Origin of the sequence: Rubritalea tangerina, from assembly GCF_042683245.1 — a bacterium.
Taxonomy (GTDB): Bacteria; Verrucomicrobiota; Verrucomicrobiia; order Verrucomicrobiales; family Akkermansiaceae; genus Rubritalea; species Rubritalea tangerina.
The window spans coordinates 19242-42696 of record NZ_JBHUJB010000089.1; the positions used below are offsets into that span (position 1 = coordinate 19242).

Sequence of the window (23455 nt, forward strand, 5' to 3'; positions counted from 1 at the left end):
TCCAATGGCTGATCGAGAGGTGGGATGTTAGTGGTTATTTTTGGAGTGAGAAATTAAGCGATTGGCCGCGGTGTGTGGGGACATTGAGGTGGGTATTCCCATTTCGGTGTTCATGTGTGATAGAGGAGTTATTGGGGGTCCAATGGCCTCGAATACAAATGGATGTCTCAGGGGGAGAGGGGGCGGTTCCGATATCGGGCAAGTTGATATCAGTGATGCTGATATCTAGCTTGTTAGAGGATATTTTTTGTGTGAGAACAATTGCGGTACGGTCGATGGATTGGAGGTAGGCATTCGCGACGCTTGGTTGTGAGAATGGACGGAAAACAGTAGTGGCTTCCAATTTATTTTTCTTACAACGAATGGTGTGAGCGACATCATCTTGTTGGACGACTGTGATTGGGTTAGTGGTTGCCCACTCGCGCAGTTTTTCTTCATTGGAATCTGGTAGGATATAATAAATGTACTGTGCATTACTGGGGTTGGTTCCGTGATCGATCCAGGCGAGTGAGAAGTCACCCTTGGTGGTAGCTTTTGTTTTATTGTGTCTGGATTGTTGGGGGCCAGAATAGCTTTGGTGGTTTTGTGTGTTAGGAATGAAGTAGGCTGTTCCGTATGGATCGATGTACCAATTCTTCCCCTTGTTGCTCAGGTTGTTTGAGCTTGGGATGCTTGCTTGGAAGAGGGTAGTTTGCGTGGGGAACTGATCTGATTTATTAGAGATGTTTGACCCAAGGCAGACGACGACGTTGTCGACAGCAAAGACACTTTTTCTGACTTTGAGGGATTGTTCTGCATTTGATGGGTCAAGCTGGAAGAGGAAGGCTCCGAAAGTAGATTTGAGGTGGCCGGCTCCTGATGGATGTGTTTGTTGTTTTGGTGAGGCTCCATAAAATCCAGTGCTGCCCTCAAGGGTTTCGAGTGGCAGTTTGAGTGTTGTGGCACCTGGGAGGCGTGACCAATCGTATCCGTCTTGTGTTTGTCCACTCGTGTGGGCTGTGGTGTTTTTATAGATTTGGATTGTGCCGTGGCTGAGGTAGCGACCATAGCGGTTATCTTTACCGTATGTTTCATGCGATTTGATGCCATTGCCATAGCCTTTGAGATGTAGGGTGGTTTCACCGCACTTATAGGTGGCGCCGGCATTGTAGTTCATTGGGTAAAACCCGAGTGCTTGTGTTGGGTGGATTTCTTCGTTGAAGAGTTTTTGGCTATTGCCACCAAACATGGCAAGGTAGGCGGCGGCAAGTTCGCGGTCAAATGAGTCGGATCCTGGAGGTGATAGAGCGAGTGTGAGCATGGGTGAGCGCCACGATTCGATGCCGTGGGTGATAGGGTGTCTACCGCAGGCATTGAAACCTGAATACGGGAATGCCCAGAACTGAGAGCTTAAGAAGGCTGATTTGAGTCTGGCGTAGGCAGCTGGTGATATTTCAAAGGGTGTGTTGTCGAGTGGGCCGACGACGGAATCTACCACAGTGCGTAGGGCTGGCACTCCGTATCCATGGTAGTGCATGGCATGGTGGAAGAGTGAGCCATCTGGTTTGATACCACCGGATTTGCCGCTAGCAGGTGCGGCGATAGAAGCCGAGAGCCAATCTGAATAGCGCTGAAGTCGTCCGGCTTTAGAGGCGTCATCAGCACCCAGGCTTTGGATGGTGAAGTCTGACTTTGATAGAGTATTGAGGTAGTCCATGTTGGCATGGTCTGGTGGAGGGGCGTACATCTGATTGCTATTATAGAACCAAACAAGTGCTTCACGTGCTGGTGAGAGGAGTCCAGCTTTAGCCAATGGTTCCTGCATGCGCTGGATAGCGGGCACCCAAGCACGCGTGTTGTAGCCAAAGTGGTGCATGGTGCCTAGTGAACTACCCGCAGCAAAGCCTTGATCTAGTAGATGTTCTGTCAAGAGGCAGAAGATTGTTTCTAACCGCTTTGTGGATGGGGATTCTTTTTGTGAAGCTGGCAATGCTGCGTAGGTATCAGCAATGGACTTCATGAAGTTTGTATAATATTTGAGGGTGTGAATGGGGTTTTTGTTGATTGAGGAGGGGGCTGCTTCCAGATGATGGAGCATGTATATATGGGCTCCTCTGATACCATTGCTATCTTTTGTGATGTTGTATTCTGCGAATCGCTCCTCAATTTGCTCGAGTCTCTTATCTGATAGAGGGGTGGATTTTGGTGGTGTGTAGAGCGACTTCAGCTTTTGGAATGCGGCTTTGTGGGAATCAGTAAGAGGGATTGGCTTAGCATTAGTGGCAGCAAGATCATACCAATGCATGATGGGGTCCCAGTGGCCTGAGGTTAGTTGGTCGGCATTGCGCACGAATGGCACTTGGTAGTCACCGTGTTGGTGTCTGGCGTCGATGAATTTATGCATGACAAGATCTCCAATTCTAACAGAACCATTAGGTATATTAGGTGGTGATTCTATAGTAAGCGATTGGAGTGGTTGGGTGGGGGTGCCCTGCATATCTCGGTCATAGGAGACGGTGGCCATACGCCAGCCGGTGAAATTGAGTCCGAAGTTGAAGAAGCAGACTGGGTCAGTTTTTTGATGGGAGTAGAAGTTGAAGCGCAGCTGAGCGTCGGTATGTGGTGTTTTGTTATAGATCCAGACGACGAAGCAATTTTGGGTTGGCTGTGAGAACTTAAATTTTGCTCGGGCAGCCTTGGGAGGCATCCAAGGAATGGGGCGCTGTATGGTGATGGTGGATTGCCCTTGCCACTTCCAGAGGAGGGAGCCATTGCTCCAGACATAGTGGTTGGGATCGATGGACAGTGAGGCGTTTGTCCAGCTCATTCCAGCAGGGAGATGTGTGGAAGTATAGGCGATATGCTGTGGGTCAGAGTCCTCGCTGGTTACGTATTGAGAGGACTGGCCATCATTGTAGAGTGTGGAGGGAGCTGTGCGAGTGGGGAGGTTTTTTGAGGTGCTGGGCTGTGGGGCTGGCGGTGGAGTGTGTGTCTGAAAGAAGCTTGTGTAGGCTAGGTAGCCCAGTAAGATGAGAAGTGCAATGATTGGCAGTGCGCGGGTTGTTTTAGTGGCAGGCATGGTGGTAGAGGATGTCTTATTTATTGAGTGTCCAGCTGAGTGTTCTGCCTCTGCGGGTCGTGCAACGCAGGGTCGTTGTGTCGGAAGTGTGGCTTATTTCGGCAGCATCACCTTGGGAGAGGGAGTAGATCCCTTTTAGGGTGATAGAGAATGTGGCTTGTTCGTTGCCATTGCCTGGTTTCACGAATATCTCACCAGGAATCATGCCCCCTTCATTGCCTGGCATGCGAAGGTCTGGGTCACAGAGGTTTAACTGGAGGGAGGCATCGGTCTCATGCGTCATGATTAGACAAGGCGCTGAAATTTTGAGGATGGGAGATTTAGCTTTTGGTGGGTGGGGGGTGAAGAGGGCGTAAGTTGTCGATTGTTTGTGTTGGACGACATGTGCTTTGTCATCGTGTTGGAGGATCTTGATGTTCGAATTATTGCGGAATGCGTTTGCGCGTTCTTTGGTGGGGTTGACGAGGATGGAGTAGTGGTACTTGGCATTGGTGGGGGTGATTCCGTGATTGAGGTAGGCGACTTGGTAATCACCTTGAGTGTGAGGGTTTCCTTGGGTGGAGCTCACGGGGTAGCCTTTACGTGATGGGTAGTGGTAGCGTGATTTCTGAGTCTGTCGTTTGATGTTCAGAGCATCTTGCGAGGGGACGAAGTAGTAGTTCCCCATGATGTCTATGATCTCACAAGGGGCATTGGTTGTTTCCGAATAGGGGAACTTTGTGATTTGAGATGTGTTTAGCTGAGTGTGAGACTTTCTATCAGGGAGAGCTTGTTGGAAGAGGACTGTTTCAACGGGGTAGGACGGGCTAGGCCCTGAAATGGCGGAACCAAGGCAGATAATGGTATCATCAAAGAAGCTGTATGATTTCAGGGCGTGAAGGCCGCTGTTAGGATTTCCTTGTTCGACTTTTTCCCTGAGACGCATGGCGAAGAGTCCGTTTGTGTTGTTGAGGTGCGTGCTGCCAACGAAAGTCTCCTCAGTGGTGGGCATCATGATGACTTTTTCAAATGGGAGTTGATCTATTGGCAGGTGTGTGATGGTGGCACCTGGTGGGCGTGACCAATCCCAGCCGTCTTCACTCACTCCAGAGCCAGCAAGCCCGTCGAGGGGCAGGATTTCGAGGGTGCCATGGCTTTGGTATCTACCATAGTGATTGACTGGCCCATAGATTTCGCTGGCCCAAACGTAGCGGCTGTGACCACGAGCAAGGGCCAGCCAGTCGGCTCGGCGATGAGCATTCATGTGGGCGTAGGGAAATGTCCAGTGGCCGTTTGGGCTTGATTCGGGGGAGCATTGAGGCAGCTCGTCTTTTAGTTCAGGGAAGAGACGGAGGGCCGCAGAGGCAACATCTGGATCGATAGTGAGTGTGTTGTCAGGGTTTCCGGCGTGGGCAAAATCTAGGAAGGCGCTGCGAATAGCTTTTAGACCATCTTGCGGGTAGGGGTGACGTCCACTAATGGAGCGTGGCCAGCTGTAGAGGTTGCTCATCACACGCATAGAGAGAAGGGCTTTATGAAAGCTTCTGTAGGCCTCTTCTGAGAGTCGAAGTTCGGTTTGTGAAAAGACTCTGAAGAGTGAGGCGAGGGCATTGAGGGCTCCAGTTTCATAGGCTGGGTAGTGGCCCCAGTGGTGGAATGCTGTGCCGTCTTCTTTGAAGCCACCGTTATTACCATGGCGGTCATTCGTGATGGTCGCGCAGAGCATGGTTCTCCATTGTTTGAGGGCATAGAATCGTTCACCCTCATTGTGGGTCATGAGAATGGCTTGGAGCTGTGGCTTAGCGAGAGTGTTGAAGTAATCTAGATTTGCGTAGTGAGTACTTGCAAATGGGGCGAAGCAATAATGAGCGTCATTGAACCACTGTAGTGATCGTGCGACTTTGTCTCTCAAGTGGTGCTTCTCTAAGAGTACTCTGGTGAGGAATCCTGCAGTGTAGTATTCGCGGGAAGAATAGCCGAAGTGGTGGAGGGTTCCTTGGCCGTGGCCTAAGTGCCAACCCGATTTCAGCAGGAGCTTGTTGAGGTTGATGATCATCTCAGCAAGTTCTTGTTTCTCGCTTTGGTTTGCTTGGTAGAAATGCCAAGCTTTGGCTAATTGGAGGAGGAGCTTGCCAGTATTTTTTAGATCGTATTGTAATTCTAGGCGGATGGATTCTTCTATTTCGAGTCCTTTGTAGATGTCTGTTGTGTGGAGGTAAAAAATGTGTCTGCCATTGACGCTACCATCAGGCTTTATAGTGATTTGGTATTGTGCGTATTTGTTTCTGATGGCTTGGAGGTTTGGGCTAGTGTTAGATTTTAGTAGCGTGGCCTCGAGTGTGTCTTCTAACAATTTTAGAGTATGACTTTGTTGAGGGGAGATGGGGGGATTGGGGATCTGACGGATGGATTGGTGGTAGAGGTCGAGCGGTTTACCTTCACGGATTCTAGAGTGGGGATCATCTTTGGTGAATTGGTAGGATTGGTCGTGGCTTGGGTGGCGTCTATCGAATTGAGTGGAGGGCAGGAGGAGGTCGATGGCGACCTTTCCGGGCTTGCCATTGGGGGTGCGAATTTGCATCCAATCGAATTGTGCAGGAGGCGTGCCCTGCATTCTATTGAACGGCACCATCATGGTTCTCCAGCCTGAAAAGTTGAGTGTGTAGTCGAACCATGCGTCTGGTGTGTTGCTGCCATTTCTACCGAATTCAAAGCGAAGTTTTTGATGGTTTTGAGGGGAGTCAGAGAAGATCCAGAGGTGGAAGACTGCAGCGTGTTTGCGTTGCTTGATAATTTGATTTGAAGCCTCAATTGGGTGGGTGAGTTTGAGGGTGCCACCCTTTCCATTCCATTGGATGGAGAGCGAGTGATGGCCGTGTACGGCCTCTATGGAGCTGCGTTTGATATCGACCCCTTCGGAATTTTCAAATGGAGGAAGTGTGTTTTCGAAATCGAAAACTATCGGGCTGTTCGCAACGGATAGCTTGGTGAAAGCCAGCAGGAGTACTGAGCAGATGGTGAAGGCGGTAGTCACGGTGTGAGTGATGGTGTGGGTTGTTAGGCAGGTTTTCAGCGTCCCATCCATCCGCCATCGACGACGAGAGTCTCCCCATTGACGTAGTTTGAGGCATCTGAGGCGAGAAATACGACTGGACCGATGAAGTCATCTGGCTGTCCCCACCGGCCAGCTGGAATTCTGGCCAGAATTTGTTCTGATCTGACTGGGTCTTGTTGGAGTGCCTGGGTGTTATCGGTAGCGATGTAACCTGGGGCGATAGTGTTGATATTGACCCCTTTTGCGGCCCATTCGTTAGAGAGAGCTTTTGCGAGTTGGCCAACGGCACCTTTGGAGGCAGCATAACTTGGTACTGTGATGCCTCCCTGGAAAGTGAGGAGGGAGGCGGTGAAAATAATTTTTCCGCTGCCGCGCTCAACCATGCCAGCCCCCATTTCGCGAGAGAGAATGAATTGGGCATTGAGGTTTACATTAATGACTTCATCCCAGATGGCATCATTATGTTCAACTGCAGCCGCTCTGCGGATAGTGCCAGCGTTATTGACTAGAATATCGGGGGTGCCATGGGCGTCTTTGATTTTGGCAATGAAGTTGTAGAGTGATTCTCTCTCTGAAAAATCGCATTGGTATGCGAAGAATTTACGGCCAAGTTTAGTGACGGCATGTTCGGCATCTGAGCCATGGTTTTCCAGGGAAGCTGAGACGCCAATGATATCAGCACCTGCTTGTGCGAGGCCCCTAGCCATGGCGAGGCCGATTCCGCGTTTGCATCCAGTAACGAGAGCTGTTTTTCCAGTGAGATCGAACATATTTGATAGGTTTCAGTAGATGTTAGGAGTCAAGAAGTGAGGGGAGCCAGAGGCTGATTTCTGGCACGAAAGTGATAAGAAGGAGGGCGAGAAGCATCGCGAAGTAGAAGGGGAGCATTTGGCGTGAGACCCCTGCGATACTGGTTTTTCCGACTGAACAGCCGACGAATAGGCAAGTTCCAACGGGAGGGGTGCATAGACCAATGGAAAGGTTTGCGATCATGACGATACCAAAGTGGATTGGGTCCATCCCCAGCTCTGTAGTTACAGGTAGAAAGATGGGTGTGAAGATAAGGATAGCAGGTGTGATATCCATAAATGTCCCAACAAGCAGCAAGATGACATTGATGAGAAGGAGAATGGCAATAGGGTTGTTAGATAGGGCTATTAGTGACTGGCTAATGAGCTGAGGGATTTGCTCTAGGGTGAGCACTTGGCTCATAGCGGAGCTTGTGGCTACGAGGAAAAGTACGACACCTGTGGTGCGAGCTGAGCGAGCTAGGAGGGCTGGGAGGTGTTTGAGCTGTACTTGTTTGTAGCAAATTACAGCGAGGAAGAACGACCAGATGACTGCGACAGCTGATGCTTCTGTGGCGGTAAACCAGCCGGAGAAAATACCACCTAGGACGATAACAATGAGAAGCAAGCTTGGAAGAGCGCTGAAGAGAGCAGGAAAGAAGTTGGGGAGGGACTGCTGCGTGGTGTTTTTTCCGTATCCACGTTTATAACAGACGGCGATACAGACGAGCATGATTGTCGCGCCGAGGAGTAGGCCTGGAAAGATACCGGCCATGAAGAGTTTAGACACTGAGATGCCGGATGCGACGACAGCATAGACAATCATCACATTGCTAGGTGGGATTAACAGTCCGGTGATAGACCCCGATGTTGTGACGGCGACGTTAAAATCTTTGTCATAGCCTCGCTGGTTCATTTCAGGAATGAGTGTGTTACCGATGGAAGAGACCGCTGCTGCGGCTGAACCTGAAATCGAGCCGAAGAGCATGCATGTGAGAGTATTTACTAAGGAGAGTCCGCCGGGCACTCTACCTACGAGGACAGAGGCAAACTGGATGAGTCGAGAAGCTAGGCCTCCGGCGCCCATCAGGTCACCAGCTAGAATAAAGAATGGGATGGCAAGTAGGGAGAAGTTGTCCACACCATTGAGCATATCGCCTGCAACGGTTTGTAAGGTTTGTGGGTAACCGAGGGCGATCACTGTTAGGAGGGTAGAAATGCCCACGACGAAGGCTACAGGTACTTCGAGAAGCAACATGCAGATAAAGGCAATCAGCAAGATGGAGATACCGAGACTCATGGGGTAGACTTAGTGGTGTTTGGGTGGTTTCTGAATTGGTTCAGAGCATCCCATGTGTAATAGAGAGCGGTAATTGCAATAATGAGGCCAACGATGGGGCCACTGAGATAGAACCATGCTTTATGGATACCCAAGGCTGGGAGCATCTGTCCTGCATTCCAGCGTTCGAAAAAAAGTTGTGATCCTCCGATGATTAATACGGCGATGGAAAATCCAGCAATGAGGAGGTGGCTGGTGCCACGCGCAAGGGTTTTAGCTTTTGAGTCGAGGTGGTTTGACAAGAGGTCGACCCCGAGGTGTGCGTGTTCGATGTAGGCGAGCGCGCCACCTAACATCACAAGCCAAGCTAAGAGGAATTCGGCCAGTTCGACGGTCCAGGTGATATGCAATGTGAGGCGTTTCGAGAGGATACCGAGAATGACAATGAGCAAGAGGGCGAGGAGGCAGCTCGCCGCAGTGAAGCGCATCATTTTTTTTAGGGTAGAGAACATTTACTGGGCTTGAATTTTTTTGGCATAGGATTTCACCTCACCTACGAGGAAGGGAGACATGGCATTCCCGAGAGCTTGTTGAAAAGTTATTGGATCGGGGCGGTGGATGGTGACTCCAGCTGCTTGCATTTCAGCGACAGCAGCGTCTGAGCGTTTTTTCCATAGAGTGCGTTGGAAGCGGCTTGATTCACGGGCGGCAGTACGGACCCATTCTTTTTCTTGGTCACTCAATTTGGTCCAGAGGGAGGAGCTAATATTGAGCACATCGGGGATGCGTGAGTGGTGGTCGAAGGTGAAGTGCTTACAGACTTCGAAGTGGCGTTGGGCGACGAATGTTGGAGGGTTATTTTCGGCTCCATTGATATCCCCTTTTTGGAGGGCTGAGTAGATTTCGCCTCCGGGCATTGGGACGGGGCTCGCAGAGAGAGCTTCTGTCATGGCTATGGCAACGGAATCTTTCATGACCCGAATGTTGAGTCCACTTAGGTCGGATGGTTTGGTGACAGGAGTCGTAGTATAAAAGTTACGGCTTCCTGCATCGTAGTAGCAAATGCCGCGGAACCCTGAGGCTTGGTTATTTTGGCGGGTGGCCAGAGCGGCCAAGAGCTCATTTCCAATTTCGCCATCGAGGACATCCCAATAGTGTGAGCGGTCGCGAAAGAGGTAGGGGAGCGAGAATACTTTCATTCGCGGCACAAAATTGGCCAGGGGGGCTGCGGAGGTTTTAGCGATGTCGAGTGTGCCGGATTGTAGTTTTTCGATGTACTCAGTTTCTGATCCAAGTTGGCCGCTTGGGTAGATTTGGCAGACGATGGCACCGCCGGAGAGTGCTTCTAGTCGTTCTGCGAAGTGTTCAATTCCGAGATGGACTGGATGCGTTAATGGGAGGGCATGAGCGACCTTGATTTTGCGATTGAGTGTTGCATTGGCAGCTCCACTGTGGGCATCGGCGTGTTGGTTTCGGCTGATAAAGCTGAAACAGATCGTGCTGGCGAGGGTTCCAAGTAGGATGCCGAGAATAATGTTAGAGCGCTGCATGGTGAGTGGGTAGCTGTAATAGAATTAGCGTAGAGTTGAGAGGGGGAAGCCGTCCATGTCATCGAAATCTTGGTTTTCGCCACCCATGCCCCAAATGAAGGCATACTTACCCGTACCGGCACCACAATGGACTGACCAAGATGGAGAGAGAGCGATATTTTTTTCACTCATCCAGAGGACACGCGTTTCATCTGGGTGCCCCATAAAGTGTGCGACTCTATGGCCGTCTGCGATATCGAAGTAGCAATAGACCTCTGAGCGTCTGTCGTGGGTATGGGGAGGCATGGTATTCCATGTGCTACCAGTCTGAATGACGGTGAAGCCCATGACAAGTTGGCAGGATTGGATACCATTTGGGTGAATGAACTGGTAGAGGTGGCGTTCATTCGCTGTGGAGGACCCACCAAGTTCTAGTTTGTTAGCCTGATCGAGAGTGGCATGGGTGGTAGGGTATGCGTGGTGGGCGGGGTAACTGAGTAAGAAGAACTCGGCTGGTTGAGACGGGTCTTTGCTTTCGAAGGTAATTTCTTTACTGCCACGGCTGACGTAGAGGCACTCGAGCTTGTTAAGCTGGAATTGTTGGCCATCGACATTGACTGAGCCAGCTTGGCCGATATTGAGGATTCCGAGTTCTCTGCGTTGGCAGAAGAAGTCGGAGCGCAGTGCGTCGGCAGCTTCGAGTTTGAGTGGGGAGTTGGTTGGGACTGCTGAGCCAGTGATGGCGCGGTCAATATCGGTGTAGGTGAGGGTGAGTTCTCCTATGTTGAAACTGTCTTCAAGGAGAAACCGTTCTCGAAGTCCGGTGGTGTCGAGCGATTTGTAGCTGAGAGCGTCTGCTGTACGGTGGTTCTGCATAATATTTGTGTTAGAATTGCACTTGGATTGGGTGAATAAAGTTATCGTGAGTGAACTGCATGGCGCGGTGTTCGAAGTCAGTGTCGCGTGGGGTGTCGACTTCACTCCAGGCGGCTCCGGCAAACCATTGAGCTGGCTTGCTGAGGTCCTTGTTGAGGGTGATCAAGGGATGATTGTTATCCCAATGGATAGAATCTGTGAGGCCTTCTTTGGGGGTGAGGATAGCAGTGCCGATAAAACCGTAATTTTGTTCGGGTTTCCCGAGTAGTTCCCAAGTTGCGATGGCATGGTTTGTTTGGAAGATTGACTGAGCTGCTTCGTCTGGAGTTTCTGCTAACTTAGATTTTTCGTTCACATAGATGCCAGTGACTGGTGTGATTCCACGGGTGTCACCTGAGACTTGGAAGCTTGAGTTGATGTGGAAGAAGTGTTCTCCGGCATCCATGGTGAGTGTGCGAGTTTCGCTGATAGTAGCCTTATCGACACTCAGAGGTGGGTAGTTTAGTTTGAACTTAAGGCGCAATGGTCCAGTGGCGAGGACTTCTGACTTATCGTAGACGGGGCTTGGAGTGAGTTTGTTAGATTTACCGAGGTATCCCAATCCGCCGCAGCCTAGGGTCTGGCCGACTTTGTATGCGTCCATACCTTCGCCGTGATCATCGTGGTATTTGCTAGGGCCGGCGGCATACCATTTGTCGACGATGGGGTAGCGGACACATTTAGTCCAGACGTCGATACCCCCACGTGCATTTTCAGCTGCTAGAGCTGGGCCATACATTCTGAAGGCCATACGGTCATTTTCCCAAGCGAAGTCATCCAGACGTTCGGGAACGAAGCGGGCATGGAGTCTGGAAGGGAAGAATTTTGGTTGTTCGTCATTGAGAATGCAGAGTTTGAGGGAGCGTGATTCTTTTGGCATTAGGCTCACCTGTGTGAGCAAGAGCTTGCCATCATTTTGGATGGGTAAGAAGTAGCCGCTGATGGTGTCGAGGATGGCAATATTATTGGGGGTAGCATCTGGGAGGTGAGCCTTGATTTCTGACCATGGTAGTTCGAGCACTTTGTTGAGGCGCAATGATGAACTCGGGTTTGTTAGGGTAATTGGGTGTTGTTTGGAACCTGCTAACAACTGCATTTTAAATAGCTCATGGCCAGCTGATAGAAGGCCACCGACTCCGTAGACATCGGTTTCATTGAGTGAGACTGATTGCGGGTCTTTGCCAATGGCTTGGACGTAACCGAGTTTGCCCGAGGGGTGCATGTTTTTAACGAGCCTATTCCAAGCTTTTTGGCAGACTGGTAGGTAGTCTGACTTACTAAGGATGCCATTATTAATGCCCCAAGCCATGCCGTAGACGTAGAAGGCAGTGCCGCTTGACTCAGGAGCTGGGAAGCTGTCAGGGTCGAGGAGAGCGGCGTGCCAGGATCCGTCGGGGTGTTGGATCTCTTTAAGTTTGGCCGCCATTTCCTTGAAGAGTTTTACGTAGCGCGGGCGTGATGGGTAATCAGCGGGCATGTACTGAAGAATGTGGCAGAGGCCAGCAAAGACCCAGCCATTGCCGCGGGACCAAAAGACCTTTTGGCCATTTTTCTCCTTTCGGTCAAAGTAGTTAGAGTCACGCCAAAATAGGGAACTTTCTGGATCGTAGAGGTAGTCTGTGGTTCGCCACCAAAGAGTATCCATAGAGTCGAGAAACTTTCTTTCGCCAGTGGCGGCATAGAGCATGGCGAGGGTAGGTGGCGACATATAGAGCGAATCGCACCAAGCGGGTTCTCGGAGGTAGATTTTATTTTTCCAAAGCAGTGGCTCGTCGTGAGGGCGGCTAATGAAGTCTGTGAGCGTGTCTTTTGTGTGTGCGATTTGATGTGGTATTTCATCGCGCAGGTAGAGCCAGAGGTAGGCTTGGCCGACACAGTGGTCATCGGCAAAATCTTTTCTTGGGCCTAGTTTGTATTGGTTTTCTATGGCCATCTGACGAAGCGCCTCGTAGTAGGTTTCATCACCGGTGGTGTGGGCGTGGGCCATGTAGCCGGTCCAAAGGGCACCACTTGTCCAATCCCATAGTGGGTGTTTGGCTGGGTTTGCTAACTGCCATTTTGCTGCGGCTTCAGTAACTTTGAGGATGGATGCGCTACTGAGGTCTGCTGAAAAGTGTTGGTCATTGTGCTCCGCAGCGGGAGGGGTGTTTTGGGCGACCAGAGTGAGTGAACTGAGCGCGATAAGTGCGCAACATGTTAGGGAATGTGTCATAGGTGAGAATGTGTGGGTCTTAGTGTTTGCCGAATCTCTGTGAGAGCTGTTCTGCAGCAGCTAGAACTTGCTTTGACATTTCAGGGATTCTTGATTTGGGGAATCTGTTAGTGGAGGCTGTGATGCCGATAGCTCCAGAAACTTGGCCTAGACCATTGAATACTGGGGCTGCGATGCAGCGTACATTTTCGTGGTATTCAATGTTATCAAGTGCGTAGCCGAGGCGTCGGACGGTGGGGAGCTCGTTCATGAGGGAGGCTTTATTGATATGGGTGTTGTTGGTTCTTTGGGTGAAGGTAATTCTGTCCATGAGGTCGCTTGCAACTTGTTCTGGGGCGAAAGCGAGGAAGCATTTTCCTGAGGCTGAGCAATGGATGTCGGCGAGTGTGCCGGGGCGGCTTGCTACGCGGAGAGCTTGTGGACTATCACAGACTTCGATGAGGAGAGAGTTTGTATCCGAGAGTACCGCAAAATGGGAAGATTCTTGGGTTTGGTTTGTGAGTTCTTGGAGTATTGGAACACATAGTTGACGTTCTGGAATATGGGATGTGACTTGAAATCCTAAGTTAATAAGTCGGTGTCCCATGATATATGCATTGTTAATCTTTTGGACCATGCCTTCAGACTCGAGTGTTTGTAATATTCTATAGACTGAAGTGCGGGGGAGATTGAGCTCGTTGGCAATTGCGCTAGAGCTCATTGCTTTCTTGCTGGTGGTTAATAATTGGAAGATTGAGCAAGTGTTGGCAATACTGGGGATGTGGTATTTGTTCATATGTGAAACATGAGGTTCAGGTTCTATTGTCTATCCTTGCTCCTAGGTGGAAGGTGTCAATATAAAGAGGATTAATTATCAGTGGATTATGAGGTTGTGTCGGTTTTGTAGAAGTTGTGAGAAAATTCATTTTTGCAGGTTGTCGGGGGAGGCTTGCTTCATTATTGATGTCTGGTGGGGTGAGAATGGTCGATCCAATAAATTGCTAAACGTTTCATATTTGAACGGTTATATTTTATTGTGGACAGTGTATGGTTTGCTTGGGAATGCTACCTGTGAATTTTTTATAAACGTTATGGATATGATAGATGTATGTGATCAAAGATATTTGGTTGATATGATAAGTAGTTTAAGGGTTGTTCCTGTAGTTGTAGTAGATGAGGTGGAATTAGCGCAGTCCTTAGGAGAAGCTTTAGTGGCAGGGGGGCTTCCGATTGCGGAGGTGACATTCCGCACTGATGCGGCAATGGGTGCGATGGAAGTCTTAGCCTCAAGAGGCGATATTCTAGTTGGGGCGGGGACGGTCACGACAGTAGACCAAGTGAAGGAGGCAAGGGAATCTGGTGCTAAATTTGTGGTCAGTCCTGGGTTTCACCGCGAGGTTGTTGAGTACTGTTTAGCCAATGAGATGTTGGTGCTGCCGGGTGTTTCTAGTGCATCAGATATTGCCTTAGCGATGGAATACGGGCTGAAGAATGTGAAGTTTTTTCCAGCGGAAGCTAGTGGAGGGGTAGGTTTACTCAAAGCACTATCAGCACCTTATCAAAGTGTTAAGTTTGTGCCGACTGGGGGGATTCACGCAGGGAATGTTAGGGATTATTTGTCCTTAGATTCGGTGCTCGCCTGTGGTGGCTCGTGGATGGTTGAGCGTTCTTTGGTCAATGACGGTAAATTCGAAGAGATAGCGAAGCTTACTCGTGAGGTAGTTGAGCTAGTGAAATAACAAATTTTATAATTATGAATACAAGAAGAAGAGAAGAAGTGGAGTTTGACTGTATTTCCATGGGAGAAGTGATGCTACGGCTTGACCCTGGTGATGGACGAGTGCGTACGACACGTCAATTTAGAGCGTGGGAAGGTGGAGGTGAATACAATGTGGCTAGGGGCTTAAAGCGTTGCTTCGGGCTGAGGACATCCATTGTTACGAGTCTGGTAAGAAACGAAGTTGGACTACTGTTAGAGGATTTAATCTACCAAGGAGGGGTTGACAGTTCAGAGGTGAAATGGAGGGATTTTGATGGGATTGGTCGGGAAGCTCGCAATGGTCTGAATTTTACTGAACGGGGGTTTGGCATGCGAGCGGCGAAGGGGTGTTCTGATAGGGCAAACACTGCGGTGTCACAGCTTAAGGTTGGAGATGTCGACTGGGATGCACTCTTTGGTGAGCGTGGGACTCGATGGTTTCACACAGGAGGGATTTTTGCTGCACTCTCTGAGAGTACTGCGGAGTTGACTATTGAGGCATGTCGCAAGGCGAAGGAGTATGGAGTTTGTGTTTCTTATGATCTTAACTATCGCCCTAGTTTGTGGGATGCGATTGGAGGAAAGCAGAAGGCGCAGGAGGTGAACCAAGCGATCGCACCTTATGTGGATGTGATGATTGGTAATGAGGAAGATTTTACAGCCTGTTTAGGATTTGAGGTTGAGGGGGTGGATCACGCGAATGTCACAGGTTTAGATGAAAGTCATTTCAAATCTATGATCGAGAAGGTGGTGGCAGCTTATCCAAACTTTAAGGCCGTTGCCACAACGATGCGCGATGTGGTGACTGCGAGCATCAATGATTGGGGTGCGATTTTGTGGTACGAGGGAAGTTTTTATTCCGCAACCCACCGACCTGGCTTGGAGATTTTTGACCGGGTGGGGGGAGGTGACTCCTTTGCATCGGGATTGATCTATGGCTTGATGGAGTTAGGTGATCCAGCACTTGCGGTGGAGTATGGAGCTGCGCATGGCGCTCTGGCTATGACTACCGCTGGCGACACGACGATGGCTAGGCTAGATGAAGTTAAGAAGTTAGTAGCTGGTGGTTCAGCTAGAGTTGATCGATGAATGTCTTATGAAGTACTTACACTATTTACTTTACCCTCTTTTGTTAGTGGGGGCATTGCGAGCTGAACGAGCGCAGCCGAACATTTTATTCATCCTTACTGACGACATGGGGTGGGGAGACTTAGGTTGCTATGGTTCTACTCAAATTAAGACGCCGAATATCGATCGTTTAGCCAGTGGGGGAGTGAGGTTTACGCAGGCCTATGTCTCGGCCAACGTGTGTGCTCCCTCAAGGGCTGGCATCCTGACTGGCCGTTATCAAGAGCGGTTTGGTTTTGAGCATAACCTGTCCATACAAGACCACCTAAAACCTGAGATGGTGGGCATCCCAGTGGATGAGAAATTGATTTCTGATCGTCTCAAGCAACTGGGGTATCGGACTGGAGCGATTGGCAAGTGGCATGTTGGGGAATCAGTCCCAGCCTTCCACCCATTGCAGAGAGGTTTTGATTTCTTCTTTGGGATGTTAGGTGGCGACCACGATTATTTTCCTAGTAAGGAGCACAATGAACTAAGTTGGGGGAATGAGAAGGTGAAGCAGATACGCACTCCGTATCTCACTGATTGGTTTACCATGGAGGCTATAGACTTTATGGAGCGTGAATCAGAGGGGGTAGACCCATGGTTTCTGTACTTAGCGTATAACACGCCGCATTCACCTATGCAGGCTAAGAAGAGTGATTTAGAGGCCTATGCACATATCGAGAGTCCTGAACGCAGAGTGTATTGTGCGATGCAGAAATGCCTAGATGATAATGTGGGGAAAATCCTCGGGTATTTGGAGGACAAGGGGCAATTAGAGAGTACGCTCATTATTTTCCTCAATGACAATGGAGGCAGTGTCGAGGTGAGTCATGCTCTGAATGCACCATTCAATGGTACGAAGGGAACTTGGTACGAAGGTGGGATCCGCGTTCCGATGATTTGGCATTGGCCTAAAGTGTTATCGGCTGGTCTGCGTTATACTGAGCCGGTTATTGTTTTTGATATTATGCACAGTCTGGTGGCAGCAGCTGGTGGTGAAGTTACTGAAGAAAAGGTTCAAGTAGGGGGAAGGGAGGTGGTGAGGCCAAAGGACGGCGTTAACTTAGTTCCTATTTTGTTAGGTGATGCGAAGTTAGAAGATCGGAGTTTGTACTGGAGGATGAGTTTAAGAGGGGGGGCGATTCGCAAGGGGGACTGGAAACTCATCATGGCGCCTCATCGGCCACCTATGTTATTTAATCTAGCAAATGACCCATCTGAATTGACGAACGTATCAATGCGTCGGCCGGCATTGGTAAAGGCGCTGTATCGAGAATACCACGATTGGTGTGAAGGCTTTGAGCGCAACCCGATGTGGATTTCATCGCCGCAGTGGGCTGGCTACAATGACGCGCTCTACGATAGAACTTACGAACTCAAACAACCCGAAGAATAAAAAATGAAAACCATGAACATAGTGATAGGGGTCTCTGTGCTGGCAGTTGCAGCAGCGGAGGCTAAGATAAAGTATTATAACCTCAAGAAACGCAAGGATCTCGAGGAGAAAATTCAGGCGAAGGTCTTCAGTGGGAGTGCTGAGAAACCTGTGATTGTAGGTGTGAGCGCTGACCCGGACGGGGGAGACGGTGAGCGCGACGGTTCGGTCAAGGTGGATAGTAAAGACATCAACGGTTCATTTGGAGCGTATTTGGACTTAGGGGAAGTCGGTACTCCGGGAAAGAAGATCTCCGTATCTACGCACGTGTACAACAAGAATAGTTCTTATGTGAAGTATACGCTTGTTCTCTACAACGTCACTGATGATCGCGTGCTTGCGCAATCACCAGCGAAGGCTTTGGATGTGAAAAAGCATCCAGAGGAAAAGATGACTCTCGATTACGTTACGACGGAAAATGATAAAGGTGACAAGGTTGAGCTGCGTTGGGTTCAGGTTTCTAACGACAGCACGGCCAGAGATATTTTTATCGACAACGTGAAGGTTGAGGTGAAGAAGCCATAGAAAAGAATGCTACAGGCCTTTAAATAAATGACCTCACAGTGGTAGCTGTGAGGTCATTTTTATTAGAGAGTGTTGGGTGGGAACTAAGCTTTTTGTCCGAGGAGGTGGGTTTGCATATTTTTGAGGATTTCGGCGCAGCGCTCTTGATTTCCGCCACGAACCTCAGCTGTTGCCCAGCCTGAGTAATTAATTTCTTTGAGAGCTCGACGGACATCGGCCCAGTCGACATCGCCTTCACCGATTTTGCAGAAGCCATTTTTGATTCCCCAGTCTTTGACATCGAGTTTTACGATACGTTTTCCGAGGGTGCGGATCCAATCGGCGGGTTTTCCGAAGCGTTGGTGGTTACCAATATCGAAGTAGCTACCGACCCATGGGCTATTGATTTCATCGAGGTATTTTTTGAGTTGGTCCGCTGACTGGGCATTTCCGCCTTTCGGGTCGTAGAGGAAGTTGTTCCAGACATTTTCGATGAGGATGTGTTGTCCTTTTTGTGCGGCATGTGGGAGGGCTTTGTGAATGACCTCGATGGAGCGGTCCCAAGCTTCTTGGGTGCTGACTTTTTTATTTACCACAGCGGGAACGAGAAGGACCGCGTGGCCGCCACAGAGTGCTGAGTCATCGATAGCAGTGAGTAGGTCTTGGAGTGCCTTTTCGCGAATTTCAGCGGAAGGGTTAGAGAGTTGTGTGCGCCAGTGGGTGGAGTTCACCACACCGTGGATTGGGAAATTATATTTCTGGGAAGCGGCAAGGCAGGCTTTTTTATCGAGTCCACCTGGAGAGTTGAGCTCCATGCCGTCGTATCCGAGGTCTTTGATGCCTTTAAATTTCTCATCAGGAGTTTTACCGAAGCCGACCATTCCGATTTTGAGGGAAAGTTTAATTTGGTCGGTAGTGAAGCTTGGGGCGGCAGTTTCTTGAGCGAAGCTGCGTGTGCTGAGGCCTGCGGCTGCGAGGAAGGACGTGGATAGGAAAGTGCGTCTAGAAGTCATGGGCTGGTTACGTGATTTGGGTTTATAAGTTATCAGATATAATGGGGAAAATTAAGTATTCAGGAAGCGTTTATTGAGGTGTTGGATATGGAAGTCTGGGTTTGTGGTTTGTCCGGTCGCTGAGGCCATTAGGTCCTGAGGTAATTCGAGGCTAGCTTTTTGGTGGATGTGGGTACGCATCCATTCTAACAACGGAGTGAAGTTGGCGTTATCATAGGCATTTTTAATTGCATCTGACTGGATAGCTATGTGGAAGAGTTGTGAGGCATTGAGGTTGCCGAGTGTGTAGGTGGCGAAGTATCCGAGTCCCCCCATGGACCAATGGATGTCTTGGAGGCAGCCTTGCGTGTCATTTTCAGGGGTGAAACCGAAATAGCTAGCGAAGAGTTCATTCCAAGCAGCGGGGATGTCTTGGACTTGGAGTTCACCTTTGAGCAATTGTCGCTCGATATTGAAGCGCAATAGGATGTGAAGGTCGTATGTGGCCTCATCGGCATCGACGCGGATGGGTGAGAAGGTTGCTTGGTTGATGCGTTGGAGAAATTCCTGGGTATTCCAGTCATTGAGTTGGGGGAAGAGTTCTTGGGCGCGTGGGAACCAATGGTGCCAGAATTCAGGTGAGCGACCGACATGCGCTTCCCAGAGCAGAGACTGGGATTCGTGGATACCGAGTGATACTGAGGAGCCACTAGGCAATCCATACTCACTATCTGGGAGGCCTTGTTCGTAGAGTCCATGTCCGGCTTCATGCATCACACCGAAGAGGGAAGCAGTGAAGTCGTGATCATAGTAGCGTGTTGTTAGACGCACATCTTTTGGGCCGAGGGTAGTGCAGAAGGGATGTGTTGTGGTGTCGATGCGGCCAGAGCTGAAATCAAATCCGAGTGACTCAGCGACTTCACGGTTGAGTTGCTTTTGTGCTTCTACGGGGAAGGAACCTTCGAACTGGCGTGGGGATGCCTGGGTGCTGCGGTTTACGGCAGAGGCGGCTAGATCTTTAATTTGTGGTTCATAACGGGAGAAGATACTTTCGACATCTTTGGTGGTGGCTCCGCGTTCGAAGTTTGCTAGGAGGGCGTCATAGGCCTCGTTTTCGTAACCCCAAAGCTCGGCTTTTTCTTTGGCAAGGTCGAGGAGTTGCTGCATGTGAGGGGCAAAGTGAGAGAAGTTGTTATCTTCTCTGGCTTTGATCCAAGCAGCTTTGGCGTGTGAAGTGATTTGAGACTCACGTTCGACGATGCTTTGGTTGAGGCAGGTGGCGCGTTGGTATTGGTAGCGCCACTCACGCAGGTTTGCTTTTTCGAGAATTGAAGTTGGTTGGGAATCTTCGGCAGCGGTGAGCAGGTTGTGGTAATCTTTGCCAGAAGAGAGAGCATACGCCTTACCTGATAGATAAGAGAGTTGATCCGCGCGGTATGTGAGTGCGGATGGCGGGAGGTGGGTTTCTTGATCCCATCCTAATGTGGAGGAACAAGAATGGAGGAGGGCAATTTCTCTGTGGCGATCTGCTAGAGCAGCGTAGGCTGAAGACATACCCATGACTTAGCAGGTTTTTGTGCTGGGGCAAGTGCCCGAGTGGGTAATGGTGTGATCGAGTGTGTCCCAAAGGTGGGCAATGTGATTTTAATCAAAAAGGCTCCCGTATGTTCGGTGTGCAAGCTTTTCGGTAAGTGCGAGGATATCGCTACTGAATCTGCAGCGTAGGGCTTCGTCAGCTAGGGTTGCGCACTCTGCATGAGAGAGTGAGCGGATCGCTTTTTTAATTTTTGGGAGTTGGTGGGTACCGACGGAGAGTTCGTCAACTCCGAGACCAATCAAGAGGGGGGTAAGCAGGAGGTCGCTTGCCATTTCCCCACAGACGCCTGTCCAAATGCCGTTATTGTTAGCGGCTTCGACAGTCATTTTGATCAGGCGAATGACAGCTGGGTTGGTGGGCTTGTAGAGGTTGGATACGTGTTTATTGACACGGTCGACAGCCACTGTGTACTGGATGAGGTCGTTCGTACCGATGGAGAAGAAGTCGACTTCTTTGGCAATTTCATCGGCCATCATAGCAGCGGAGGGCACTTCGATCATGACACCTACTTCGATGCCGGGATCGTAGGGGGTTTGTTCACGGTCGAGTTCATCCATGCATTCCTGAAGGATGCTTTTTGCCTGCATGATTTCACCGACGCCGGAGACGAGTGGGAACATGACGCCCAGACGGCCGTGGGCGCTGGCGCGCAGGATGGCCCTGAGTTGTTCTTTGAACATGCCGCGGCGGGTGAGTGAGACTCGGATGCCTCGCCAGCCTAGGAAGGGGTTAGGTTCAGGCTCAGGGAGTGGTTCAGCTGGGAGTTTGTCACCGCCAGCGTCGAGCGTGCGGATAATTGCCTGGTGGGGGGCGGTAATACGTGCGGCTTCAGAGTAGACTTGGTATTGGCTTTCCTCGGAGGGAATTTCACCTTTGCCAAGGAGGTAGAACTCAGTACGGAAGAGGCCGATGCCAGCCGCGCCACTGGATTCAACAAGTGGGAATTCGTGGTTGAATTCGACATTTGCTGAGAGGGTGATGTCTCTACCATCTGTGGTGGCAGTTTGGCGGTCGCGTAAATTGTCTAGGAGCCTTTCCCTGGCTTCTTTTTCGCGCTTGATTGTGTGGTAGTGCGCGATGGTTGAAGGTTTAGGGTTGATGATGAGTTTACCATCGTAGCCATCGAGAATGGTTTGGCTGCGCTCTTGGATTTCGATGATCAGGCCTTGGAGGCCTACGACGGCTGGGATACCGAGTGAGCGCGCGAGGATAGCGGTGTGGGAATTGACACTGCCTTGTTCGGTGGCGAAACCTTCACAGCGGTCGCGGTCGAGCATGGCTGTGTCGGAGGGGGAGAGGTCGTGAGCGATGACGATGTGGTTGTGCTCTGGAGTGTCTTCTCTGGGAGACTCATCATCTGAGCTAAAGTTTCGGAGGACGCGCTGTGCAATATCGTCGATATCGGCTGCGCGCTCGGAGAGGTAGGGGTCATTGACCCGGCGCATGGCTTCAGCGTAGTTTTGGATGACTGCGTAGAAGCAAAATTCGGCATTTTGGAGGCGTTCGCGGATACGAGCATCGACTCGTTTGATCATGGTGCGGTCTGAGAGCAGCATGATGTGGGCCTCGAAGATTTGGCCTTCGGTATCGTTGGTAATTTCCTCGATGTGCTTTTGGAGCTCACCGATTTCTTTTTTTGTATTATCGAGGGCGTCGTGGACGCGCTGGATTTCCTTTTCGACCTGTTTTGCGTGGATGCTGTAGAGTTCAGGTGCTTGGAGTCCTCTGGAGATGACGTGGGCAGGTCCGAAAGAGAGTCCTGGTGACACGGCGGTGCCTTGAATGACGACTTCTTTATTGGACGGGATGACGGGCATGGGAGAGGAAACAACTAAAAACAAAATTAGGAAGTAGTAAACTGCTTCCTAAGTCATTGGAGTATTGGGTGGGGTGGGGGTTATTCTTCGAAGTTACGGGCGATGAGGTCGCCGATAGCTTTGAGTGACTCATCTGCGTCATTGCCTTCGGTGGTGATGGTCAGGACGGACCCGTGACCTGCGGCGAGCATCATGAGGCCCATAATGCTTTTGCCATCAACTTCTTCACCATCTTTTTCCACAGTGATTTCCGCATCAAATCCGTTGGCTGTTTTTACGAATTGAGCAGCAGGTCGGGCGTGAATTCCGAGCTTATTGGTGATGGTGAATTCCTGTGTTGGCATTGGCTTTGTCGTGTACGTATGAAGTCGGGATTTATGGGACTCTAGTGGCTGAAATCGTAGAGTGGAAGGGAAAATTTCAAAGAATGTTGAAAGTGGTTGGTTAGTAGTTTGTTGTGAATGGTGAGGAGAAGTCTTTGCCTGCTAGTTTTTCGCTGAGTCGGTTATTGAACTCGGCGGCCATGTCATAGCCTAGGCGGCGGAGTTGGAGTTCGAGGGCGGTGACTGCGACGAGTCTGGCGGTGTCGCGACCGGGGGCGACTGGGATATCGACGCAGGGGACATCGACTCCGAGGATATTTTCGGTTTCACGGGTGATTCCGAGTCGGTCGACTTGGTTGAGGTCGGAGTAGGGGCGGAGGTTGACGATGAGGTCGAGGGGGGCGTCTGGGCGGATCGAGCCGAGGCCGTAGATGTTGGTGACGTTGATGATACCGATGCCGCGCATTTCGATGAAGCCTCTGGAAAAGTCATCGGTGAAGGCGGTGAGTTCGCCGTTGACGTTGCGTATTTTGACGTGGTCGTCGGCGATCAGCGCGCCACCGCGCTCGACGAGACCGATGGCGGTCTCACTTTTACCTGAGCCGGATTTACCTTTGATTAGCACGCCGATTCCGCGAAAGTCTAGCATACAGCCATGTGCGGTAGTGGTGTCGGCGAAATCGTGTTCGAGGTGGAAGGTGGCCGAGTTAATGAAGCGCATGGTATTGAGTGGGGTGCGAAAGAGGCTGATAGAGAATTCTTCGCAGATATCGAGCATGTCTTGGTGGACGCGAGCGTCTCTGGAGATGACGATACAGGGTGGCTGAGCTTCACAGAGTGTACGGATGCGTTGTTGGCGTGTTTCGGGTTCGAGGGTATTGAGGTATTCGACTTCTGAGTTTCCGAGGACTTGGATTCGGAGGTAGGCGAAGTGCTCCATGAAGCCGGCGAGTGCGAGGCCTGGTCGGTTGACGGAGGGTTCGACAATTTTACGTTCGAAGCCGCTGGTGGAGTTAATGGGGTCGAGTTTGAGGTTTTCTCCGTGTCGTTCGAAGAATTCACCGACAGTGATATGTGAAACCGATTTAACCTTACGTGCCATGGCGAGCATGGTAATGGGT

The 23455-nt window shown here is 50.3% G+C and carries 18 protein-coding genes; 4 read left to right on the plus strand and 14 right to left on the minus strand.

The annotated features are described in order from the left end of the window. Positions 1 to 34: 34 nt before the first annotated feature. The 9 genes from ACFSW8_RS17200 to ACFSW8_RS17240 are packed head-to-tail and all read right to left on the minus strand — an operon-like array spanning position 35 to position 13590. Positions 35 to 3058, minus strand: coding sequence for a chondroitinase family polysaccharide lyase (locus tag ACFSW8_RS17200; protein ID WP_377089789.1), 3024 nt, complete (start codon positions 3056 to 3058; stop codon positions 35 to 37). 16 nt (positions 3059 to 3074) lie between these two features. Continuing rightward, complete coding sequence (locus ACFSW8_RS17205) at positions 3075 to 6071, minus strand: chondroitinase family polysaccharide lyase (protein WP_377178865.1); 2997 nt, start codon at positions 6069 to 6071, stop codon at positions 3075 to 3077. A gap of 35 nt (positions 6072 to 6106) precedes the next feature. Continuing rightward, complete coding sequence (locus ACFSW8_RS17210; protein WP_377089791.1) at positions 6107 to 6862, minus strand: SDR family oxidoreductase; 756 nt, start codon at positions 6860 to 6862, stop codon at positions 6107 to 6109. A 22-nt stretch (positions 6863 to 6884) separates the two neighbouring features. Then, positions 6885 to 8180 (minus strand): TRAP transporter large permease, encoded by a 1296-nt coding sequence (locus ACFSW8_RS17215; protein WP_377089792.1) that lies wholly within the window; start codon positions 8178 to 8180, stop codon positions 6885 to 6887. Continuing rightward, on the minus strand, positions 8177 to 8650 hold the full coding sequence (locus ACFSW8_RS17220; protein WP_377089793.1) for a TRAP transporter small permease: 474 nt from the start codon (positions 8648 to 8650) through the stop codon (positions 8177 to 8179). The genes ACFSW8_RS17215 and ACFSW8_RS17220 overlap by 4 nt, the downstream gene beginning before the upstream one ends. A 21-nt stretch (positions 8651 to 8671) precedes the next feature. Then, positions 8672 to 9709: a TRAP transporter substrate-binding protein gene (locus ACFSW8_RS17225; RefSeq protein ID WP_377178867.1), complete on the minus strand. Its 1038-nt coding sequence runs from the start codon at positions 9707 to 9709 to the stop codon at positions 8672 to 8674. Between the two features lie 24 nt (positions 9710 to 9733). After that, entirely contained in the window at positions 9734 to 10564 is an 831-nt protein-coding gene (gene kduI, locus ACFSW8_RS17230) for a 5-dehydro-4-deoxy-D-glucuronate isomerase (protein WP_377178869.1), read from the minus strand. A gap of 10 nt (positions 10565 to 10574) precedes the next feature. Beyond that, positions 10575 to 12815 carry a glycoside hydrolase family 88 protein gene (locus ACFSW8_RS17235; protein WP_377089795.1) on the minus strand — a complete coding sequence of 747 codons (2241 nt, stop codon included), beginning with the start codon at positions 12813 to 12815 and terminating at the stop codon, positions 10575 to 10577. Between the two features lie 19 nt (positions 12816 to 12834). Beyond that, a complete protein-coding gene (locus tag ACFSW8_RS17240; RefSeq protein WP_377089796.1) occupies positions 12835 to 13590 on the minus strand; it encodes an IclR family transcriptional regulator in 756 nt (251 codons plus the stop codon). A gap of 337 nt (positions 13591 to 13927) precedes the next feature. Between ACFSW8_RS17240 and eda the strand changes: the two genes are divergently transcribed. From eda to ACFSW8_RS17260, 4 genes are read left to right on the plus strand one after another with little or no spacing between them, the layout of a single operon-like run. Then, complete coding sequence (gene eda, locus ACFSW8_RS17245; RefSeq protein ID WP_377178871.1) at positions 13928 to 14533, plus strand: bifunctional 4-hydroxy-2-oxoglutarate aldolase/2-dehydro-3-deoxy-phosphogluconate aldolase; 606 nt, start codon at positions 13928 to 13930, stop codon at positions 14531 to 14533. Positions 14534 to 14547: 14 nt separating this feature from the next. Continuing rightward, the gene (locus ACFSW8_RS17250; RefSeq protein ID WP_377089798.1) at positions 14548 to 15642 is read left to right on the plus strand and encodes a PfkB family carbohydrate kinase; all 1095 of its coding nucleotides are present in this window, start codon (positions 14548 to 14550) and stop codon (positions 15640 to 15642) included. Positions 15643 to 15649: 7 nt separating this feature from the next. Further along, positions 15650 to 17062, plus strand: a complete 1413-nt coding sequence (locus ACFSW8_RS17255) for a sulfatase family protein (RefSeq protein WP_377178873.1) — start codon at positions 15650 to 15652, stop codon at positions 17060 to 17062. 12 nt (positions 17063 to 17074) lie between these two features. Further along, a complete protein-coding gene (locus ACFSW8_RS17260; RefSeq protein ID WP_377178875.1) occupies positions 17075 to 17626 on the plus strand; it encodes a hypothetical protein in 552 nt (183 codons plus the stop codon). Positions 17627 to 17709: 83 nt separating this feature from the next. Here ACFSW8_RS17260 and ACFSW8_RS17265 read toward each other — a convergent pair whose 3' ends face one another. From ACFSW8_RS17265 to hprK, 5 genes are all read right to left on the minus strand, one after another. Beyond that, positions 17710 to 18618, minus strand: a complete 909-nt coding sequence (locus ACFSW8_RS17265) for a sugar phosphate isomerase/epimerase family protein (protein ID WP_377089801.1) — start codon at positions 18616 to 18618, stop codon at positions 17710 to 17712. Positions 18619 to 18669: 51 nt separating this feature from the next. Beyond that, complete coding sequence (locus ACFSW8_RS17270) at positions 18670 to 20151, minus strand: carboxypeptidase M32 (protein WP_377085506.1); 1482 nt, start codon at positions 20149 to 20151, stop codon at positions 18670 to 18672. Between the two features lie 90 nt (positions 20152 to 20241). Next, on the minus strand, positions 20242 to 22011 hold the full coding sequence (gene ptsP / locus ACFSW8_RS17275; RefSeq protein WP_377178877.1) for a phosphoenolpyruvate--protein phosphotransferase: 1770 nt from the start codon (positions 22009 to 22011) through the stop codon (positions 20242 to 20244). An 80-nt stretch (positions 22012 to 22091) separates the two neighbouring features. After that, positions 22092 to 22355 (minus strand): HPr family phosphocarrier protein, encoded by a 264-nt coding sequence (locus ACFSW8_RS17280; protein ID WP_377085512.1) that lies wholly within the window; start codon positions 22353 to 22355, stop codon positions 22092 to 22094. A 100-nt stretch (positions 22356 to 22455) separates the two neighbouring features. Beyond that, on the minus strand, positions 22456 to 23436 hold the full coding sequence (gene hprK / locus ACFSW8_RS17285; protein WP_377178879.1) for an HPr(Ser) kinase/phosphatase: 981 nt from the start codon (positions 23434 to 23436) through the stop codon (positions 22456 to 22458). Between the last annotated feature and the right edge of the window lie 19 nt (positions 23437 to 23455).

Excerpts from the sequence above, each read along its gene's own strand:
- ACFSW8_RS17280 (WP_377085512.1), bottom strand. The coding sequence starts at position 22,355 with ATGCCAACACAGGAATTCACCATCACCAATAAGCTCGGAATTCACGCC.
- ACFSW8_RS17200 (WP_377089789.1), bottom strand. The coding sequence starts at position 3,058 with ATGCCTGCCACTAAAACAACCCGCGCACTGCCAATCATTGCACTTCTC.
- ACFSW8_RS17220 (WP_377089793.1), bottom strand. The coding sequence starts at position 8,650 with ATGATGCGCTTCACTGCGGCGAGCTGCCTCCTCGCCCTCTTGCTCATT.
- hprK (WP_377178879.1), bottom strand. The coding sequence starts at position 23,436 with ATGGCACGTAAGGTTAAATCGGTTTCACATATCACTGTCGGTGAATTC.
- ACFSW8_RS17265 (WP_377089801.1), bottom strand. The coding sequence starts at position 18,618 with ATGACTTCTAGACGCACTTTCCTATCCACGTCCTTCCTCGCAGCCGCA.
- ACFSW8_RS17210 (WP_377089791.1), bottom strand. The coding sequence starts at position 6,862 with ATGTTCGATCTCACTGGAAAAACAGCTCTCGTTACTGGATGCAAACGC.
- ACFSW8_RS17235 (WP_377089795.1), bottom strand. The coding sequence starts at position 12,815 with ATGACACATTCCCTAACATGTTGCGCACTTATCGCGCTCAGTTCACTC.
- ptsP (WP_377178877.1), bottom strand. The coding sequence starts at position 22,011 with ATGCCCGTCATCCCGTCCAATAAAGAAGTCGTCATTCAAGGCACCGCC.
- ACFSW8_RS17225 (WP_377178867.1), bottom strand. The coding sequence starts at position 9,709 with ATGCAGCGCTCTAACATTATTCTCGGCATCCTACTTGGAACCCTCGCC.
- ACFSW8_RS17240 (WP_377089796.1), bottom strand. The coding sequence starts at position 13,590 with ATGAACAAATACCACATCCCCAGTATTGCCAACACTTGCTCAATCTTC.
- ACFSW8_RS17215 (WP_377089792.1), bottom strand. The coding sequence starts at position 8,180 with ATGAGTCTCGGTATCTCCATCTTGCTGATTGCCTTTATCTGCATGTTG.
- kduI (WP_377178869.1), bottom strand. The coding sequence starts at position 10,564 with ATGCAGAACCACCGTACAGCAGACGCTCTCAGCTACAAATCGCTCGAC.
- ACFSW8_RS17270 (WP_377085506.1), bottom strand. The coding sequence starts at position 20,151 with ATGTCTTCAGCCTACGCTGCTCTAGCAGATCGCCACAGAGAAATTGCC.
- ACFSW8_RS17255 (WP_377178873.1), top strand. The coding sequence starts at position 15,650 with ATGAAGTACTTACACTATTTACTTTACCCTCTTTTGTTAGTGGGGGCA.
- ACFSW8_RS17260 (WP_377178875.1), top strand. The coding sequence starts at position 17,075 with ATGAACATAGTGATAGGGGTCTCTGTGCTGGCAGTTGCAGCAGCGGAG.
- ACFSW8_RS17250 (WP_377089798.1), top strand. The coding sequence starts at position 14,548 with ATGAATACAAGAAGAAGAGAAGAAGTGGAGTTTGACTGTATTTCCATG.
- eda (WP_377178871.1), top strand. The coding sequence starts at position 13,928 with ATGATAAGTAGTTTAAGGGTTGTTCCTGTAGTTGTAGTAGATGAGGTG.